Annotated in this window: 18 protein-coding genes; 12 read left to right on the top strand and 6 right to left on the bottom strand. The window is 64.1% G+C overall.

The annotated features are described in order from the left end of the window. The first annotated feature begins 69 nt into the window (after positions 1–69). The 3 genes from hmgA to maiA are packed head-to-tail and all read left to right on the top strand — an operon-like array spanning position 70 to position 3,311. Positions 70–1,371: a homogentisate 1,2-dioxygenase gene (hmgA, locus tag V3314_RS25890; protein WP_338459799.1), complete on the top strand. Its 1,302-nt coding sequence runs from the start codon at positions 70–72 to the stop codon at positions 1,369–1,371. A gap of 3 nt (positions 1,372–1,374) precedes the next feature. Beyond that, complete coding sequence (fahA, locus tag V3314_RS25885; RefSeq protein WP_085601169.1) at positions 1,375–2,667, top strand: fumarylacetoacetase; 1,293 nt, start codon at positions 1,375–1,377, stop codon at positions 2,665–2,667. Positions 2,668–2,678: 11 nt separating this feature from the next. Beyond that, positions 2,679–3,311, top strand: a complete 633-nt coding sequence (gene maiA, locus V3314_RS25880; RefSeq protein ID WP_046616329.1) for a maleylacetoacetate isomerase — start codon at positions 2,679–2,681, stop codon at positions 3,309–3,311. Here the strand turns inward: maiA and V3314_RS25875 are convergent. Then, entirely contained in the window at positions 3,305–4,111 is an 807-nt protein-coding gene (locus V3314_RS25875) for a tetratricopeptide repeat protein (RefSeq protein ID WP_338459798.1), read from the bottom strand. The two genes, maiA and V3314_RS25875, sit on opposite strands and share 7 nt — an antisense overlap. Positions 4,112–4,234: 123 nt before the next feature. Between V3314_RS25875 and V3314_RS25870 the strand changes: the two genes are divergently transcribed. Then, positions 4,235–5,254, top strand: coding sequence for a Glu/Leu/Phe/Val dehydrogenase dimerization domain-containing protein (locus tag V3314_RS25870; protein WP_046616327.1), 1,020 nt, complete (start codon positions 4,235–4,237; stop codon positions 5,252–5,254). Between the two features lie 238 nt (positions 5,255–5,492). On the opposite strand, the gene V3314_RS25865 is transcribed toward V3314_RS25870, so the two are convergent. Next, complete coding sequence (locus tag V3314_RS25865; RefSeq protein ID WP_016497959.1) at positions 5,493–5,756, bottom strand: YebG family protein; 264 nt, start codon at positions 5,754–5,756, stop codon at positions 5,493–5,495. A gap of 584 nt (positions 5,757–6,340) precedes the next feature. Here V3314_RS25865 and V3314_RS25860 point away from each other — a divergent pair. Beyond that, a complete protein-coding gene (locus V3314_RS25860; RefSeq protein WP_046616326.1) occupies positions 6,341–6,811 on the top strand; it encodes a phosphate-starvation-inducible PsiE family protein in 471 nt (156 codons plus the stop codon). Positions 6,812–6,814: 3 nt separating this feature from the next. On the opposite strand, the gene V3314_RS25855 is transcribed toward V3314_RS25860, so the two are convergent. Continuing rightward, a complete protein-coding gene (locus V3314_RS25855; protein WP_025340607.1) occupies positions 6,815–7,105 on the bottom strand; it encodes a DUF3509 domain-containing protein in 291 nt (96 codons plus the stop codon). Between the two features lie 120 nt (positions 7,106–7,225). Then, on the bottom strand, positions 7,226–7,573 hold the full coding sequence (locus V3314_RS25850; protein WP_003260689.1) for an HPF/RaiA family ribosome-associated protein: 348 nt from the start codon (positions 7,571–7,573) through the stop codon (positions 7,226–7,228). Between the two features lie 232 nt (positions 7,574–7,805). Between V3314_RS25850 and V3314_RS25845 the strand changes: the two genes are divergently transcribed. From V3314_RS25845 to V3314_RS25820, 6 genes are all read left to right on the top strand, one after another. Next, positions 7,806–8,111 (top strand): DUF3649 domain-containing protein, encoded by a 306-nt coding sequence (locus V3314_RS25845; protein ID WP_338459797.1) that lies wholly within the window; start codon positions 7,806–7,808, stop codon positions 8,109–8,111. Beyond that, positions 8,108–9,685 (top strand): PepSY-associated TM helix domain-containing protein, encoded by a 1,578-nt coding sequence (locus tag V3314_RS25840; RefSeq protein WP_338459796.1) that lies wholly within the window; start codon positions 8,108–8,110, stop codon positions 9,683–9,685. Before V3314_RS25845 ends, V3314_RS25840 begins: the two co-directional genes overlap by 4 nt. Continuing rightward, the gene (locus tag V3314_RS25835; protein ID WP_046616323.1) at positions 9,685–10,011 is read left to right on the top strand and encodes a DUF3325 domain-containing protein; all 327 of its coding nucleotides are present in this window, start codon (positions 9,685–9,687) and stop codon (positions 10,009–10,011) included. The genes V3314_RS25840 and V3314_RS25835 overlap by 1 nt, the downstream gene beginning before the upstream one ends. A gap of 22 nt (positions 10,012–10,033) precedes the next feature. Beyond that, complete coding sequence (locus V3314_RS25830; RefSeq protein WP_196183705.1) at positions 10,034–10,591, top strand: sigma-70 family RNA polymerase sigma factor; 558 nt, start codon at positions 10,034–10,036, stop codon at positions 10,589–10,591. Then, a complete protein-coding gene (locus V3314_RS25825; RefSeq protein WP_338459795.1) occupies positions 10,588–11,571 on the top strand; it encodes a FecR domain-containing protein in 984 nt (327 codons plus the stop codon). Before V3314_RS25830 ends, V3314_RS25825 begins: the two co-directional genes overlap by 4 nt. A gap of 218 nt (positions 11,572–11,789) precedes the next feature. Beyond that, positions 11,790–14,180 carry a TonB-dependent receptor gene (locus V3314_RS25820; protein ID WP_338459793.1) on the top strand — a complete coding sequence of 797 codons (2,391 nt, stop codon included), beginning with the start codon at positions 11,790–11,792 and terminating at the stop codon, positions 14,178–14,180. A gap of 114 nt (positions 14,181–14,294) precedes the next feature. Here the strand turns inward: V3314_RS25820 and V3314_RS25815 are convergent, their stop codons facing one another. After that, positions 14,295–15,170, bottom strand: a complete 876-nt coding sequence (locus tag V3314_RS25815) for an AraC family transcriptional regulator (protein WP_338459792.1) — start codon at positions 15,168–15,170, stop codon at positions 14,295–14,297. Between the two features lie 202 nt (positions 15,171–15,372). Here V3314_RS25815 and V3314_RS25810 point away from each other — a divergent pair, with 202 nt between their 5' ends. Then, positions 15,373–16,275, top strand: a complete 903-nt coding sequence (locus V3314_RS25810) for an EamA family transporter (RefSeq protein WP_085601181.1) — start codon at positions 15,373–15,375, stop codon at positions 16,273–16,275. Between the two features lie 134 nt (positions 16,276–16,409). Here the strand turns inward: V3314_RS25810 and V3314_RS25805 are convergent, their stop codons facing one another. After that, on the bottom strand, positions 16,410–17,384 hold the full coding sequence (locus V3314_RS25805; RefSeq protein WP_046617093.1) for a D-glycerate dehydrogenase: 975 nt from the start codon (positions 17,382–17,384) through the stop codon (positions 16,410–16,412). Positions 17,385–17,443: the final 59 nt, after the last annotated feature.

The raw sequence follows: 17,443 nt of genomic DNA, 5'->3' as shown, positions 1-17,443 counted from the left end.
GCGCTGCCACCCCGCCCCGGGCCAGCAGCCAGCTGCCAGCAACGGCTCGGCCAGAGCCCGGAGGCATCGATGAATCGCGATACGTCACCCGACCTTCACTACCTAAGCGGCTTCGGCAACGAGTTTGCCAGCGAAGCGCTGCCAGGGGCCTTGCCGGTCGGGCAGAACTCGCCGCAGACGGCGCCCTATGGGCTGTATGCCGAGCTGCTCTCGGGCACGGCGTTCACCATGACCCGCAGCGAGCTGCGCCGCACCTGGCTGTATCGTATTCGTCCGTCTGCCCTGCACCCGCGTTTCGAGCGCTTGGCGCGTCAGCCGCTGACCGGCCCGCTGGGGGCCATCACCCCAAACCGCCTGCGCTGGAACCCCCAGCCGATCCCCGTCGAAGCGACCGATTTCATCGAGGGCTGGCTGCCCATGGTGGCCAACGCCGCTGCGGATAAACCGGCCGGCGTGAGCATCTACATCTACCGCGCCAACCGTTCCATGGAGCGGGTGTTCTTCAACGCCGACGGTGAACTGCTGCTGGTGCCGCAACAAGGCCGCCTGCGCATTGCCACCGAACTGGGGGTGATGGAAGTCGAGCCGCTGGAAATCGCGGTTATCCCGCGTGGCATGAAGTTCCGCGTCGAACTGCTCGACGGCGAGGCCCGTGGCTACATCGCCGAAAACCACGGCGCGCCGCTGCGCATCCCGGACCTGGGCCCGATCGGCAGCAACGGCCTGGCCAACCCGCGCGACTTCCTCACCCCGGTGGCGCAGTACGAAGAGGCCGATGGCCCGGTGCAGCTGGTGCAGAAGTTCCTCGGCGAACACTGGGCCTGCGAACTGCAGCACTCGCCACTGGACGTGGTCGCCTGGCACGGCAGCAACGTGCCGTACAAGTACGACCTGCGCCGCTTCAACACCATCGGCACGGTCAGCTTCGACCACCCGGATCCATCGATCTTCACCGTGCTGACCTCGCCGACCAGCGTGCATGGCCTGGCCAACATGGACTTCGTGATCTTCCCGCCACGCTGGATGGTGGCCGAGAACACCTTCCGTCCACCATGGTTCCACCGCAACCTGATGAACGAGTTCATGGGCCTGATCAGCGGCGCCTACGACGCCAAGGCCGAGGGCTTCCTGCCGGGCGGTGCCTCGCTGCACGGGGTGATGAGCGCCCATGGCCCCGACGCCGAAACCTGCGAAAAGGCCATTGCCGCCGACCTGGCGCCGCACAAGATCGACAACACCATGGCCTTCATGTTCGAGACCAGCCAGGTGCTGCGCCCGAGCCTGCAAGCCCTTGAATGCCCGCAGTTGCAGGCCGACTACGATAGTTGCTGGGCCACCTTGCCGAGCACCTTCAACCCGAACCGGAGATAACCCATGAATCAGACCGCCATTGCCCGTAGCTGGGTCGAGCACGCCAACGGGCACAGCGATTTCCCGCTGCAGAACCTGCCGTTGGGTATCTTCAGCCGGCCGGGTGAAGCAAGGCGTTGTGGCGTGGCCATCGGCGACGCGATCCTCGACCTGGAGGCGGTGCTGGCCGCCGGGTTGTTCGACGGGGCCGCCAAGACCGCGGTCGAGGCCACCCGTGGTGGTGTCTTGAACGCATTCTTCGCCCTCGGCCGCGGCGCCCGCGTTGCCCTGCGCGAGCGCCTGCAGGTGCTGCTGGGTGAAAACAGCGAACACCAGACGGCACTGCAGGCCGCACTGTACCCGGCCAGCGACTGCCAGCTGCATGTGCCAGCGCAGATAGGTGACTACACCGATTTCTACGTGGGCATCGAGCACGCCACGAACGTGGGCAAGCTGTTCCGCCCCGACAACCCGCTGTTGCCCAACTACAAGTACGTGCCGATCGGTTATCACGGCCGCGCCTCGACCATCCGCCCGTCCGGCACCGATGTGCGCCGGCCCAAGGGCCAGACCCTGCCGGCCGGGCACACCGAGCCGAGCTTCGGTCCCTGTGCGCGCCTGGACTACGAGCTGGAGCTGGGTATCTGGATCGGTCAGGGCAACGACATTGGCCAGGCGATCCCGATAGGCGATGCCGCCGAGCATGTGGCCGGCCTGTGCCTGCTCAACGATTGGTCGGCGCGCGATATCCAGGCCTGGGAATACCAGCCGCTGGGGCCGTTCCTGTCCAAGAGCTTCATCACCACCATCTCGCCCTGGGTGGTTACCGCCGAAGCGCTGGAACCGTTCCGCTGTGCCCAGCCGGCACGCCCGGAAGGCGACCCGCAGCCACTGTCGTACCTGCTGGACAAGCGCGACCAGGCCGCAGGTGCTTTCGATATTGAGCTTGAGGTACTGCTGCTGACCGAGCAAATGCGCGAGCAGGGCCTCGCCCCACACCGCCTGACCCTGAGCAACACCCGCAGCATGTACTGGACCGTGGCGCAGCTGGTTGCGCACCACAGCGTCAACGGTTGCCAGCTGCAACCGGGCGACCTGTTCGGTTCTGGCACGCTGTCGGGCGCAACGCCAGGCTCGTTCGGCAGCCTGCTGGAGATCACCGAAGGCGGCAAGCACCCGGTGGAACTGGCCAGTGGCGAGGTGCGCAAGTTCCTCGAAGATGGCGACGAGATCATCTTGCGTGCTCGCTGCGTGCGTGATGGCGTGGCCAGCATCGGTTTCGGCGAATGCCGCGGCACGGTCATCGCGGCCAACTGAGGAGGCGGGGCATGGAGCTGTACACCTATTACCGTTCCACCTCGTCCTACCGAGTGCGTATTGCCCTGGCACTGAAGGGGCTGGCCTACCAGTCCCTGCCGGTCAACCTGTTGCAGGGTGAGCAGCGCGGTGCGGGTTATGTTGCGGTCAACCCGCAGGGCCGCGTGCCGGCCTTGCGCACCGATGGCGGCGAGCTGCTGGTGCAGTCGCCGGCGATAATCGAGTATCTGGAAGAGGTTTATCCACAGCCCGCACTGCTGCCAGCCACGGCCGAGGCGCGCGCCAAGGTGCGGGGTGTTGCGGCGATCATCGGCTGCGACATCCACCCACTGCACAACGTCAGTGTGCTCAACCGGCTGCGCCAGGCAGGCCAGGACGAGAGCCAGATCAACCAGTGGATCGGCCACTGGATCAGCCAGGGGCTGGCGGCAGTGGAGCAATTGATAGGCGATCACGGCTTCTGCTTCGGTGATGAGCCGGGCCTGGCGGATATCTACCTGATCCCGCAGTTGTACGCGGCCGAACGCTTCAACATCGACCTCGACAGCTTCCCGCGCATCCTGCGGGTTGCCGCCTTGGCGGTGGGGCACCCGGCGTTCGCCCAGGCCCACCCAGCACAGCAGCCGGACAGCCCGGCTCAGTGAATGGAACGGTTCGCCGTCGGAAGCTTGCCAATACGTTCGGACAGTTTCAGGCGCTGGACCGGGTCCTCCGTCAGCAGCAATGCATGCTCCAGGTCGAAGCGCTCGGCCTGAGGGCAATCCAGGTACTGGTAGAGCGAGGCGCGGGTCACATAGTCGCTGACCTGCACCGGGCCCAGCTGCATGACCCGCTCGGCATCGATCAGCGCCGCCAGGTGGTTGTCGTTGCTGATGTGCAACTGGCGCAGGTTGCGTGACAGGCGTTGCAGCATCTGCAACGGGCTGGCGGTGCGCATGTGCTCTGCGGTCAGCGCTACATGCGGGCCAAACTGGCGAGCCAGCAGCTCACGGCAATCGTTGGGGTACAGGCGGCGGCCACCACAGGGGTCGAGCAGGTGATCCGCACCAGGCACGCGCAGCAGGAAATGGCCGGGGAAGCCTACGCCCTCAAGGGGGATGGACAGGCGCCGGGCCAGTTCCAGGGCGAGGATGGCCAGGGTCAGCGGTTGGCCACGGCGGCGTTGCATCACCTTGTCCATCATCGCGGCATGCGGGCGCAGCGGGTGATATTCATCCTGCTGGAAGCCCAGGGCATTGAGTTGGCGCAGCAGTGGCTGGGCCAGTTCGCACAGCGGCAGCATCGGCAGGTTGGCGCTGATCTCGCGCTGCAGGTCATTCAGCTTGGCAAGGTTGATCGCGGGCTCGACGCTGCGGTCATGCTCGGCGGCAATCCATAATGCGGCTTCCAGCAGGGCGACGGGCTCGCGTTCCAGGCAGGCCAGGCAGGCTTGACGTGGCTTCATGGGCTTCTCCACACACGCTTGAGTATTAGCCGCGGCGCGCGGTTTCGTCCAGTGGTCCGGCGGCGGCGCCAGCCCAAAGGCCGTGCCTATACTGGAAGGAGCACCTCGTAGGGGAGCCTGTCGATGTTCGCGCTGATGCAAAGCACCCGTACCCAGTCGCTGCACTTGTTCACCGACCCGCCCACCGGCCTGAAGGCCGTGGTGGCGATCCACAGCGAACAACTGGGCCCGGCGATGGGCGGTTGCCGCTACCTGCCTTATGCCGACGATGAAAGCGCCATGACCGACGCCATTCGCCTGGCCCAAGGCATGAGCTACAAGGCGGCGCTGGCCGGCCTGCCACTGGGGGGCGGCAAGGCGGTGATCATGCGCAACCCTCATGTGGAAAACCGTGCCGCGCTTTTCGAGGCCTTTGGCCGCTTCATTGACACTTTGCAAGGGCGCTTCATCATTGCCGTGGACAGCGGCACCTCGACCCTGGACATGGACTGCATTGCCCAGAGCACACCCCATGTGACCAGCACCACGGCCTCGGGTGACCCATCACCGCATGCGGCGATGGGGGTTTTTGCCGGCATTCGTGCCACCACTTCGTTCCGTCTTGGCAGTGATGACCTGCAAGGGTTGCGGGTGGCGGTGCAAGGGCTGGGCAATGTCGGTTATGCGCTGGCGGAGCAACTGCACGCAGCGGGTGCTGACCTGCTGGTGAGCGATCTGGACCCTGGGCGGGTGCGGCTGGCGGTGGAGCAGTTCAATGCCCATCCGGTGACCAATGATGCATTGATCAGCACCCCTTGCGACATCTTTGCCCCTTGCGGCGTGGGGCCGGTGTTGAACGGGCAGAGCGTGATGCAGTTGCGTTGCGCGGCAGTGGCGGGGGCGGCGAACAACCAGCTGACTACCTTGCAGGTAGCCGACCAGTTGGAGTCGCGCGGGATACTGTATGCACCCGATTACGTGATCAATGCCGGTGGGTTGATCTACGTGGCACTTACCCATCGTGGCGAAGACCTGGGCACCATCACTGCGCACCTGGCGCGTATACCTTCACGGCTGACCGAAGTGTTTGGCCATGCCCAGGCAGAGAAACGCTCGCCGGCGCGGGTAGCGCAGATGCTGGCGGAGCGGTTGCTCTACGGCTGAAGTAATTTGTGTTCTTGCACTGGCCCCATCGCCGGCAAGCCAGCGCCCCCCTGTCGCGCCGACTTGTAGGAGCAGCCTTGCGCTGCGAAGAGGCCATTACTGCCGAAGAATATCTGCTGCTCAACTACCCTCTTCGCAGCACAAGGCTGCTCCTACAGGGCAATGAGGTGACCTGAGCAATGGAGCAAGCCATGTACCCCCCTGTGGAGCTTGCTGGCGATGAGGCCAGTGCAGGCAATTACTCGGCCGCTGGCGCTTCGAGCAACTCGGCCAGTGCATCCGGCTGGCTCTTGAATGCCCGGGCGAACACATCGCGGTTCTTGGCCATGTAGATACCGGCTTCCTCGACCTGCTGCTCGGTCAGCGAGGGCACTGCCTTGTGCAGTACTTCGGCCAGGCGCTCGGCCAGTTCGAGCATCTTGTCGTGACGGTCTGCTTCGGCCTTATCCATGAACAAGCGCTCCGGGTCGCGGCTGCTGCGGTACACCACTTCGACGGCCATTCATCACCTCTATGCCTTTTGCTGGTTGCGTTTCGATTTACTGTATCTATATACAGTAATGGCAATGTTGATTGCTTCGCAAGCAGAAATTGTAGCGTGGTGCAGAGGGCTTACTGCTTCATGCCCAACTCAGCATCATCCATCAGCGCCTTGGCCATCCGGGCCCTTTCGCGGGTGAACCCGCTCCCACAAGTACTGCATCTACCTCAAAGGCCTGTGGAGATCCTGTGGGAGCGGGTTTACCCGCGAAGAGGCCAGCCCAGACAACGCAACACTCAAACCTCAGTGCAAAGTCCGAGGCTCAGCGGGCATCTGCATCTGAACCAGTGCCGACTCAAGCAAAGCCCGCAACGTTTCCAGCTCATGCATTGAGGTCATCATCAAACCAAAAGCCGGCGCATACGAGGTGCCCCATGACAGCTGCCATAAAGGCGAAGCCATGTTTCTGGCAACTTGCCTCGCCTCAACGTGCCTTGCGGCAATCGGTCGCCTTCCAAGGCAGGGGCCTGGCCTTTTAACTGCATGGCACAAGCGTCACACCGGTGACGCATCATCCTTCAAGACGTATCGGGGAATGGAACATCGTGAACATCAAATGGGCAGAAAAGCTGCGCAAGGGCCTGCACGGCTCGGCCGACTCGCTGGGCAACCTGTGCGTCGAGGCATTCCATTACCTGGCGCTGTTCGGCATTGGCGCGATCACCGCCTATGCGGCGGTGATGACGTTCCTGGACATGCTCGGCAAGGGCGGGGTCAGTGTCGATGACATCCTGCTGCTGTTCATCTACCTGGAGCTGGGGGCGATGGTCGGTATCTACTTCAAGACCAACCACATGCCTATTCGCTTCCTGCTGTACGTGGCCATCACTGCGCTGACCCGCCTGCTGATCGGCGATGTCTCGCACCACAAGGCGCCGGACGTAGGGCTGTTGTACATCTGCGGTGGCATCCTGTTGCTGGCGTTCGCGATCCTGGTGGTGCGCTATGCCTCGTACCGTTACCCCTCGACCAAGGTACTGGATGCCAACGGCAAGGAAGTGGAGGAGGGCAAGTAGCCCTCAGTTGGCGATGAAGTGGCGTGGCTCGTGACGGGCGTCACGGGTCAGCGCGGCCAGCACCTGCAGGGGGTTCTGGCTGTGTTCGATGGCCAGGCCCAGGCGGATGCTGTCGATCACTCGCTGCAGGCGCACCGGGTCATTGCGCTGGGCCTGAGTGATGAGGCGCTTGGCGACCACGCCAGCGTCGTCGGACAAGGTCAGCATGATGCTGCCGTCGAGGTTTGCAATGCTCAGGTTGACCCGGTATTCGGGGGCGAATGCAGCGCTGATTCGTTCGAATGGGTTATTCATGGTCATGCTTCTGCGGTGAATGAGTGCAGAAGTTGACCGGGGAAATTACCTGTTGGTTCAGCGCCATCGATCGATACAAACGAAAACGCCCGGCATCAGGCCGGGCGTTTGCATTGCCGATCAGGCGTCCGGGTCACTCAGTTCCAGGGCTCCGCGCTTGCTGCGCAGCTTGCCGTAGAAGTGTTCCAGCGCGTGGTTGAGCTTGGTGGCTGCACCATCTACCGCCTGGTCCAGCGAAGTAGCTGTGTGGGTCACGGAAATCGGTTGGTGGCCTTTGGGGCGAGCCTCCATCTGGCAGCGTTTGTCATGCGGTCCGGGCTTGGCGCCGTTCTCGTCGCGCAGGTGAACCTCGATGCGGGTGAGGTCGTCTTCGTAACGTTCCAGCGAGTTCTGCAGTGTGCTGCGGACCCACTGGTCGAGCCGGGCGTTGCCTTCGAAATGGTTGCTGCTGTTGACCTGGATTTGCATGATTCAATCCTTATTCAGCTTGCTCGCATGGAGACGCGCCTAGGCCTTTGAGACCCTTGGAATTTCTGCGCCTCTTGACTCTAAGGTCAGGCAACGGCGAAACGAATTCAAGCCCTTTTTGAAAATAAATTTCTTGTTGCATTCAAGGCGGCAGGCGGCTCATCGGGCAGGCTTTGCTTATGAGAATTGAAATCATTATTATTGCAGCCCCGAAAACGCCCGGACCTTCGCCATGACGCGCAAAACCGCCGGTCCCTCGCTCAGCTATCGCCTGGCCGTGACTTCACGTAGCTTGGCCGCGCTGCTGGGCGGCTACCTGCTGGCGTCCATGGCCAGCGTCTGTATTGCCCTGGTAGCGCCACTGCCACAGGTCGATGCCACGCTCACCGGCCTGCTGCTGTCATTCGTCTTCTACCTGCTGGCGTTCATCTGGTGCTTCGCGTGCCGCAGCGCTTTGCGCGCCTGGCTGGGCGTGCTGGCGCCAAGCGTGCTGCTGGGGCTGATCAGCGGGTTGGCCCACTGGATGAAAACCCCATGAAAGAAGGCTTCCGCCAGGCCATGGCCTGGCTGCACACCTGGACCGGCCTGATCTTCGGCTGGCTGTTGTTCGCCATCTTCCTCACCGGCACGCTGTCGTATTTCAAGGAAGAAATCACCCACTGGTCGCAGCCAGAAGTGCGCAGCCACGCACTGGACCCGACCCAAAGCCTGGAGGTGGCCCAGCGGTACCTACAGGACAACGCCGGGCATTCGGGCACCTGGCTGATCCGCATGCCCAACGCACGTGAGGCCGCCCTGAGCGTGGGTTATCGCGACCCCAATGGCGGGCCACGCGGCTTCGTCACCAAGACCCTCGATACCCAGACCGGCCAGCCGGTGGAAGCACGCGACAGCCGCGGTGGCGAGTTCTTCTACCGCTTCCACTTCCAGCTGCAGATGCCATACCCCTTCGGCCGCTGGCTGTCGACGTTCTGCGCCTTCATCATGCTGCTGGGGCTGGTCACCGGCATCATCACCCACAAGAAGATTTTCAAGGAGTTCTTCACCTTCCGCCCCGGCAAGGGCCAGCGCTCGTGGCTGGACGGGCACAACGCCATTGGCGTGCTGGTGCTGCCGTTCCACCTGATGATCAGCTACAGCAGCCTGGTGCTGTTCATGTACATGGTGATGCCGGCAGGCATCCTGGCCAGCTACGGCAATGACACCGGCAAGTACTTCAACGACCTGTTTGGCCGTAACGATGCGCCCAAGGCCGCTCATGTGGCCGCGCCGCTGGTACCGTTGCCGAGCTTGTACGCCAAGGTGCAGGACATGCAACCGGGCGCGCGTATCGGCCGTATCCAGGTGGAAAATGCCGGCGACAGCAATGCCCGTGTCACCTTTACCCAGTCCGCGGCCGACCATGTGGCCTATCGGCGCAGCGCCAACTGGACCTTCGATGGCGCGAGCGGTGTGCTGCTTAACCAGGGCAAGCCGGAGAGCGGGGCGATGATGACCGCCTTCAGCTTTGCCGGCCTGCACATGGGCAATTTCGCCGGCCCCTGGCTGCGCTGGCTGTATTTCTTCTTTGGCGTGGCCGGTACCGCGGTGATCGGTACCGGGCTGGTGATGTGGCTGGGCAAGCGTCAGCTCAAGCATGCCAGGAGCGAGCGCTTGCCGGGCGAACTGCGCCTGGTCGAGGTGCTCAATATCGCCAGCATGAGCGGCCTGTTGCTGGCCGTAGCGGGCTTTTTCTGGGCCAACCGCCTGATCCCGATGGGTGTCGAAGGCCGGGCCGACTGGGAGGTCAATGCCTTCTTCAGCGCCTGGGGCCTGTCGCTGTTGCACGCTGTGCTGCGCAGTGGGCGCCGGGCATGGGGCGAGCAACTGGCTCTGGGCGCGCTGGCCTTTGCCTTGCTGCCGCTGCTCAACGGCCTTACCACCGGCCAAGGCCTGAACCATTCGCTGCCGGCGGGGGACTGGGCCATGGCCGGCTTCGACCTGACCGCGTTGGGCACCGGCCTGTTTTTGGCCTGGCTGGCCGGGAAGATGTTGCACAGCCCGAAGCCTGTGGCCAAACGGGCCCCTCGTGCAGCGAGGAAACCAGGCACTGAAACGGCGGAGGCGAGCTGATGCTGGGTAATGCACTGATCGCTTACGCCGGCTTCGTTGCCCTGTGCCTGGCCATGGAGAAGCACTTCGTCGACCTGCTCGGGCACAAGCCACGCCCCGGGCAGTTGCGGCTGTTGCGAAGCGCCGGCTGGCTGCTGCTGGTGCTGTCGCTGGTGTTCAGCGTGCACCTGCGTGGCTGGGCCCATGGCCTGGTGGAGTGGACTGCAGTGATGATGGCTGGGGTGACCCTGTGGGTGTTCGGCCTGCCATACCAGCCCCGCCTGTTGCTGGGCCTGGCGGCCGCCAGCGTGGTGCTGGGGCCGTTGCTGGCCCTGTTCGCCGAGTGACCAGGTGAGCGAGCCGGGCGACATGATCGAGGCGGATGCCGAATGCGGCGGCGGGCGTGCGCGCTTCGTCCAGGTGTTCCAGGCCCAGCGGGCACGCATGGAGGCCCTGGTGAGCCGCCGGGTCGGCTGCCGGGCCACGGCATCGGACCTGGTCCAGGAACTGTTCCTGCGCTTCTGGCGTCGCCCCGAGGTCAAGGTCGAGGCGCTGGACACCTACCTGCTGCGTTGCGCCGGCAACCTGGCCATCGACCACCTGCGCAGCGAAGGCAGCCGCGAGCGTGTGGCCGAAGCTGTGCTGCCGCTGGATGAAGCGGCCATGGCCCAGGCCCCGGAACAGGCTGTGGAGGTCGATCACGACTTGCAGCGCATCGACGCTGCCTTGCGCGCCTTGCCCGAGCGCACCCGGCAGATCTTCCTGCTCAACCGTATCCACGGCTGCAAGTACGGCGAGATCGCCAAGGCCATGCAACTGTCCCAGAGTGCTGTGGAAAAGCATATGATGCGCGCCCTCGAAGCGTGCAAGGCGAGTGTTGCCGAGCCCGCGTCCACCCTACGCCGGCCAGGGAGTGCCCGTCGATGAGCCGTTTACCGCCGATCAACGAGGCGCAGTCCCGGGCCGCGTTGCAGTGGCTCAGCCGTATCAACGAACAGCCTGAACAAGCCGAGGGCGCGGGGTTCAAGCGCTGGCTGCTGGCCGATCCCGGGCACCGTGAGGCCTACGCCCAGGCCCAGCTGCTGTGGCAGAACAGCGCCATCCCGGCGGCGCGTCTGGCCGCTGAAGAACAGGCAAGCCTGCAACGTTATCTGGATGCGATGGCCAGGCCACCGGCCAGGCACCCCTGGCTGCAGCGGGCTGCAGCGCTGGCGGTGGCTGCCTGCCTGGTACTGGCCGTGGGCGTTGCTGGTGGCTGGCACCCGGGCTTGTGGCTGCAGGACCTGCAGGCCGACTACAGCAGTGCTGATCAAGTTCGCCAAGTGACCTTGCCCGACCAGTCGCAGGTGATGCTGGATGCGGGGAGCGCGATTGCGGTCGATTTTGCGCAGGGCGAGCGCCGCGTGCGGTTGTTGCATGGCGCGGCGTTCTTCCAGGTCACGCATACCGGCGCGCCATTCGTGGTGGAAGCTGCCGGTGGCGAGGTGCGCGTGCTGGGTACCCAGTTTGAAGTGCGCAAGCAGGGCGAGGGCGCCCAGGTCACGGTGCAAAGCGGGCGGGTGGCGGTGAGCCCGGTGCCGGGCGCCGCAGCACGTGAACTGACGGCCAACCAGCAGGCGACCTACGCTGGCGGCAGAGTCGGCGACACTCTGACGGTGGCCAGCGACAACCGCCTGGCCTGGCGCCAGGGCTGGCTGAATTACTACCAGGTGCCGCTGGCGCAGGTGGTCGAGGACCTGGGGCGTTACTACCCGGGGCGCATTCTGTTGCTCGATGATGAGTTGGGGCAGCGCAAGGTCAGTGGCAGTTTCCCGGTTGCCGCGCCATTGCTGGCGCTGGATTCGCTGGGCAAGGTGATGGGCTTTTCGCGGCAGACTGTGCTGGGGCGGTTGACTGTCATCAGGTAGCTGCCTGTGCCGGCCTCTTCGCGGGCTTGCCCGCTCCTACAGGGACTGCACAAGTCTCGAATCCGGTGCAGTCCCTGTGGGAGCGGGCAAGCCCGCGAAGAGGCCGGCACAGGCAAAAAATTTTTCAGGCAACGGGTGAGGTAACAGGACGTGGCATCCGTGTAATGAGTGGAAGTGCGATTCATTCGCAGTCATATCCCTCTCACAGGTCAGCGTCCATGAAGTTCACCCCGCGTTGCGTCTCTCTCTGGCTCGGCCTTTCCGCGCTCCCGGCATTCGCTGTCGCCCCCCTGGCCTGTGCCGCCGAGCAGCAGCAGGCGTATACCTTCGCCCAGCCGGCGCAACCCCTTGCCCAGGCACTCGACACCTTCAGCCGCACCACTGGCCAGAGTGTGATCTATACCTTGGAACTGCCAGGCGTGCAGGCGCCGGCGCTGAACGGCAGGTTCAGCGCTGAACAGGCCTTGCAACAGCTGCTGGGCACTACCGGGCTGGCCTGGCGCCGCGTCGATGCACGTACGCTCACCCTCGAAGCAGTGGACACCTCCGGCGCCCTCAACCTGCAGGCCACCACCGTGACCTCGCAACTGGACGACTACAGCTACCAGCCCCCGGCCACGGCCTCGATCATGCGCGGGCAAGGCCCGAGCCAGGACATCCCTCAGGCGATCAACGTGGTTCCTGCCCAGGTCATCCGTGACCAGGCCCCGCGCAACCTCGATGACGCCCTGGCCAATGTCAGCGGCATCACCCAGGGCAACAATTTCGGTGGCACCTCCGACACGGTGATGAAGCGCGGCTTCGGCGACAACCGCGACGGCTCGATCATGCGCGATGGCATGCCCATCGTGCAGGGCCGCAGCCTCAACGCCAGCACCGAGCGGGTCGAAGTGCTCAAGGGCCCGGCCTCGCTGCTGTACGGCATCCAGGACCCGGGCGGGGTCATCAACGTGGTCAGCAAGCGCCCGCAACTCGAGCAGTACAACGCCCTGACCGTGCGCGGGTCGACCTACGGCAGCGGCAAGAACGGCAGCGGTGTCGGGTTCGACAGCACCGGCGCGCTGGGCGACAGCAACTTCGCCTATCGCCTGATCGTCGACCACGAAGATGAAGACTACTGGCGCAACTACGGCGTGCACCGTGAGTCGCTGGTAGCGCCGTCGCTGGCCTGGCTGGGTGAAGACACCCAGGTGGTACTGGCCTATGAGCATCGCGAATTTCTCTACCCCTTCGACCGTGGCACGGCGTTCGGCAACAACGGCCACCCGCTGGACATCCCGGCCACGCGGCGCCTGGACGAACCCTTCAACGACATGGAGGGGCGTTCCGACCTGTACCGTCTGGAAGTCGACCACCAGCTGGCCGATGACTGGAAGCTGCACTTCGGCTACAGCTTCAACCGCGAAACCTATGATGCCAGCCAGGTGCGGGTGACCGGCGTGAATGAAAAAACCGGCACGCTGTCGCGCAGCATCGACGGCACCCACAACGCCATGAGCCGTGACCAGTTCGCCACCCTGAGCCTGGCCGGCAATGTGGAACTGGCCGGGATGCAGAATGACCTGCTGTTCGGTGTCGATCATGAAGACCGCAAGATTTTCCGCGGTGACATGATCCGGCAGACCGCCCAATCCACCTTCAGCTATACGAATCCGGTCTACGGTCAGGAAGTGGAGGGTACCACCGTAAAAGCCAGTGACAGCGACCAGACCGACAAACTACGCACCGACGCGTTGTTCGTGCAGGACGCGCTGCACCTGGATGATCACTGGATCCTGGTGGCTGGTGCGCGCTTCCAGCAGTTCGATCAGTACGCTGGCCGTGGCCGCCCGTTCAAGGCCAACACCGACATCAATGGCCAGGCGTGGGTGCCGCATGCAGGTATCGTCTACAAGGTGGACGAGCAGCTGTCGTTTTATGGCAGCTATAGTGAGTCGTTCAAGCCCAACTCCACCATCGCGCCGCTGGTCGGCAACGTGGTGCTTGACTCGTCGGTGGCGCCGGAAGAGGGCAAATCGTGGGAACTGGGCGCCAAGCTCGACATGCCGGGCCGCCTCACGGGTACCCTGGCGTTGTTCGATATCACCAAGCGCAACGTGCTGGTTTCCAACTTTGATACCAGTACGCGCGAAACGGTGTACAGCAATGCCGGAGAGGTCAGCTCACGGGGCGTCGAGCTGGACCTGACCGGCCAGCTGAGTGAGCGCTGGAGCCTGATCGGCAGCTACGCCTTCACCGATGCGCAAGTGACCAAGGACCCGGTCCTCAAGGGCAACCGCCTGCAGAACGTGGCCCGGCACAGTGGTTCGCTGTCGGCGGTGTATGACTATGGCAGCCTGTTTGGCGGCGACCGCCTGCGTTTTGGTGCCGGTGCGAGATATGTTGGCGAACGCGCGGGTAACTCGACCAACACTTTCGACCTGCCGTCCTATACCGTGGCCGACGCGTTTGCCAGCTACGAGACCAGGCTCGACGAGCACAAGGTGCTGTTGCAGCTGAACGTGAAGAACCTGTTCGACAAGGTTTACTACAGCTCGGCGGTGAACCAGTACTTTGTGGCCATTGGCGATGCACGGCAGGTGAGCTTGTCCAGTACCTTCGAGTTCTAGGTACCTGAGGCTGCTTTGCAGCCCTATCGCGACACAAGGCCGCTCCTACAGAGAAACGCGTACCCTTGTAGGAGCGGCCTTGTGTCGCGATAGGGCCGCAAAGCGGCCCCCGTTTCACGAATTGAAGGCCAGACGGTACTCACCAGGCGTTGCACCGACCGCCTGGCGGAACCGGTTGCTGAAATGGCTGGCACTGGCAAACCCGCACAACAGGGCAATCTCCCCCAACGGCATCACCCCCAGCCGCAACAGCTGGCAGGCCCGATGCAGCCGCCGAGCCAGCAGATACTGGTGCGGCGGCAGCCCGAAACTGGCGCGGAACATACGGGCAAAGTGGTATTCGGACAGGTTGCAGCGCAAGGCCAGTTCACCCAGGGTAATGGGCTGGTCCAGGTGCGCTTCGATGTAGTCGACCAGTTGCCGGCGCAGGCTCGGTGCCAGCCCGCCTTTCAGGCGCAGGCCCTGACGCAGCCCGACCTGGCTGAGCAGCGCATGGTCGACGATCTCGTGCGCCAGGCTGCTGGCCAGCAGGCGTTCGCCAGGTTCATCCCAGTCCAGGTTTATCAGCTGGCGAAAGCGCGTGGCCTGCTGCGGGTCATCGAGGAAGGTCGCTTCCTGCAGTTGCAGCTCACGCGGTTCACGGTCGAGCAGGCGCACACAGCCCAGGGCGAATTGCGCCTCGCTGACATACAGGTGTGCCAGGCGGATCGCGCCATTGACCACCCAGTTCGACTCGTGCCCGGCCGGCATCACGCACAGCTTGTCGGGCGCCCCTTTGTCGCCCGGGCGCTGGCGGCGGAAGGTGCCGGTGCCGTCGGCAATGTAGCACGACAGGGTGTGATGGCTCGGTGCCTGGTAGTCGCGGGCATCGTCGCGGTTGCTCCACAACGCTGCTGCCAGCCCGTCGCCCAGGTGCGCGCTCAGCTCCAGCCGGGCGTGGGGCGAGGCGTGCATGGCGTTGAATACTTGCAGTTGGGTGAGTGGGGTCATGGGCGGCTCCTCTTGCCAGCCATCCTACTGCGCCTTGGGCAGGCTTACAGCTAGCAGCGGGACAAATGCGCAAGTTTGTGCAAGCGCGTGGGTGTTCGACAGGAGAACACTGAAACGCCTCGGCGAGGGCTGCGCCCTCGATTCGCGGCTTTAGCCGCGAAGCGCCGGGCACCGATCCTGAAAGGCCCAAGGAACCGCCGCCATGAACCTGTCACTCTACCTGTTAACCGTCCTGATCTGGGGCACCACCTGGATCGCCCTGAAACTCCAGCTGGGTGTTGTCGCCATTCCGGTCTCGATCGTCTACCGCTTCGCCTTGGCTGGGCTGATCCTGTTCGCCTTCCTGTTGCTCACCCGTCGGCTGCAGCCGATGAACCGGCGTGGCCACCAGATCTGTCTGGCCCAGGGCCTGTGCCTGTTCTGCGTCAACTTCATCTGCTTCCTCAGCGCCAGCCAGTGGATTGCCAGCGGCCTGATCGCCGTGGTGTTCTCCACCGCCACCCTATGGAATGCACTCAATGCGCGGATCTTCTTCGGCCAGAAAATCGCCGGCAATGTGCTCGGCGGCGGCGCCTTGGGGCTACTTGGCCTGGGCCTGCTGTTCTGGCCCGAGCTGTCCCACCACGCGGCCAGCCGCGAAACCCTGTACGGCCTTGGCCTGGCGCTGCTCGGTACGCTGTGCTTCTCGGCCGGCAACATGCTGTCGAGCATGCAGCAGAAGGCCGGGCTCAAACCCATGACCACCAATGCCTGGGGCATGGTCTACGGGGCGGTGATGCTGGCGGTGTTCTGCGTGGTCAGCGGCGTGCCATTCAGCATGGAGTGGAACGTGCGGTACATAGGCTCGTTGCTGTACCTGGTGGTGCCGGGCTCGGTGATCGCCTTTACCGCCTACCTGACCCTGGTCGGGCGCATGGGGCCGGAGCGGGCAGCTTACTGCACGGTGCTGTTCCCGTTGGTGGCGTTGAATGTGTCGGCAGTGGCCGAGGGGTATCAGTGGACGGCACCGGCCTTGTTGGGGTTGGTGGCGGTGATGGCGGGGAATGTGCTGGTGTTTCGCAAGCCCAAGGCCAGGGTGGCTGAGGGTGTTGTGGTGGCCAAATAGGTGATGGGTTGCCTGTGCCGGCCCTTTCGCGGGCTCGCCCGCTCCCACAAGTACTGCACAGGCCTTTAGGGCGGTGGTGTACCTGTGGGAGCGGGCGAGCCCGCGAAAGGGCCAGGGCAGGCAGCAGAGGGCGATCAGCCCTTCCACACCTGCGGGTTCACCAGATCCCGCGGCCGCTCACCCAGCAGCGCCGCACGCAGGTTGTCGATTGCCCGGTTGGCCATGGCCTCGCGGGTTTCGGCAGTGGCCGAACCAACATGCGGCAAGGTCAGGGCATTGGGCAGCTTGAACAGCGGCGAATCGCTCAGCGGCTCTTTCTCGTACACATCCAGGCCCGCACCGCGAATGGTGCCGTTCTGCAGCGCCTCGATCAGCGCAGCCTCGTCCACCACCGGCCCGCGGGCGATGTTGATCAGGAACGCGCTCGGCTTCATCAGTTGCAACTCACGCGCACCAATCAGCTTGCGGGTGGCATCGGACAACGGCACCACGATGCAGACAAAGTCGGCTTCGGCCAGCAGTTGCTCCAGGCTGCGGAACTGTGCCCCCAGCTCTTGCTCCAGTGCGGTCTTGCGGCTGTTGCCGGAGTAGATGACCGGCATGTTGAAACCGAACCGGCCACGGCGGGCAATGGCGGCACCGATGTTGCCCATGCCGACGATGCCAAGGGTCTTGCCGTGCACATCACTGCCGAAGTGGGCCGGGCCTACGGTAGCTTGCCAGTTGCCGGCCTTGGTCCAGGCGTCCAGTTCGGCGGTGCGGCGGGCGCAGCCCATGATCAGCGAAAAGCCCAGGTCGGCGGTGCTTTCGGTCAGCACGTCGGGAGTGTTGGTCAGGGCGATGCCGCGTTCGTTGAAGTAGTCCAGGTCGTAGTTGTCGTAGCCGACCGACACGCTGGATACCACTTCCAGCCTGGCCGCTCCTTCGAGTTGCGCCCGGCCGAGCTTGCGGCCAACGCCGATCAGGCCATGGGCTTCGGGCAGGGCTTCGTTGAACTGGGCGTTGATATCGCCGAGCTTGGGGTTCGGCACGATCACGTTGAAGTCTTGCTGCAGGCGTTCGGCCATGGCCGGGGTGATACGGCTGAAGGCCAGGACGGTCTTTTTCATCGGGCAACTTCTCTGCAAGGCGGTGGGGCGGTGGTGGTTTCTTCGCGGGTGAACCCGCT

Origin of the sequence: Pseudomonas sp. TE3-3-F2023, assembly GCF_036784815.1 — a bacterium.
GTDB classification, from domain to species: Bacteria; Pseudomonadota; Gammaproteobacteria; order Pseudomonadales; family Pseudomonadaceae; genus Aquipseudomonas; species Aquipseudomonas pudica.
Note: the sequence above shows the minus strand (reverse complement) of the source record. Positions and strands in the feature narration are given on the sequence as shown.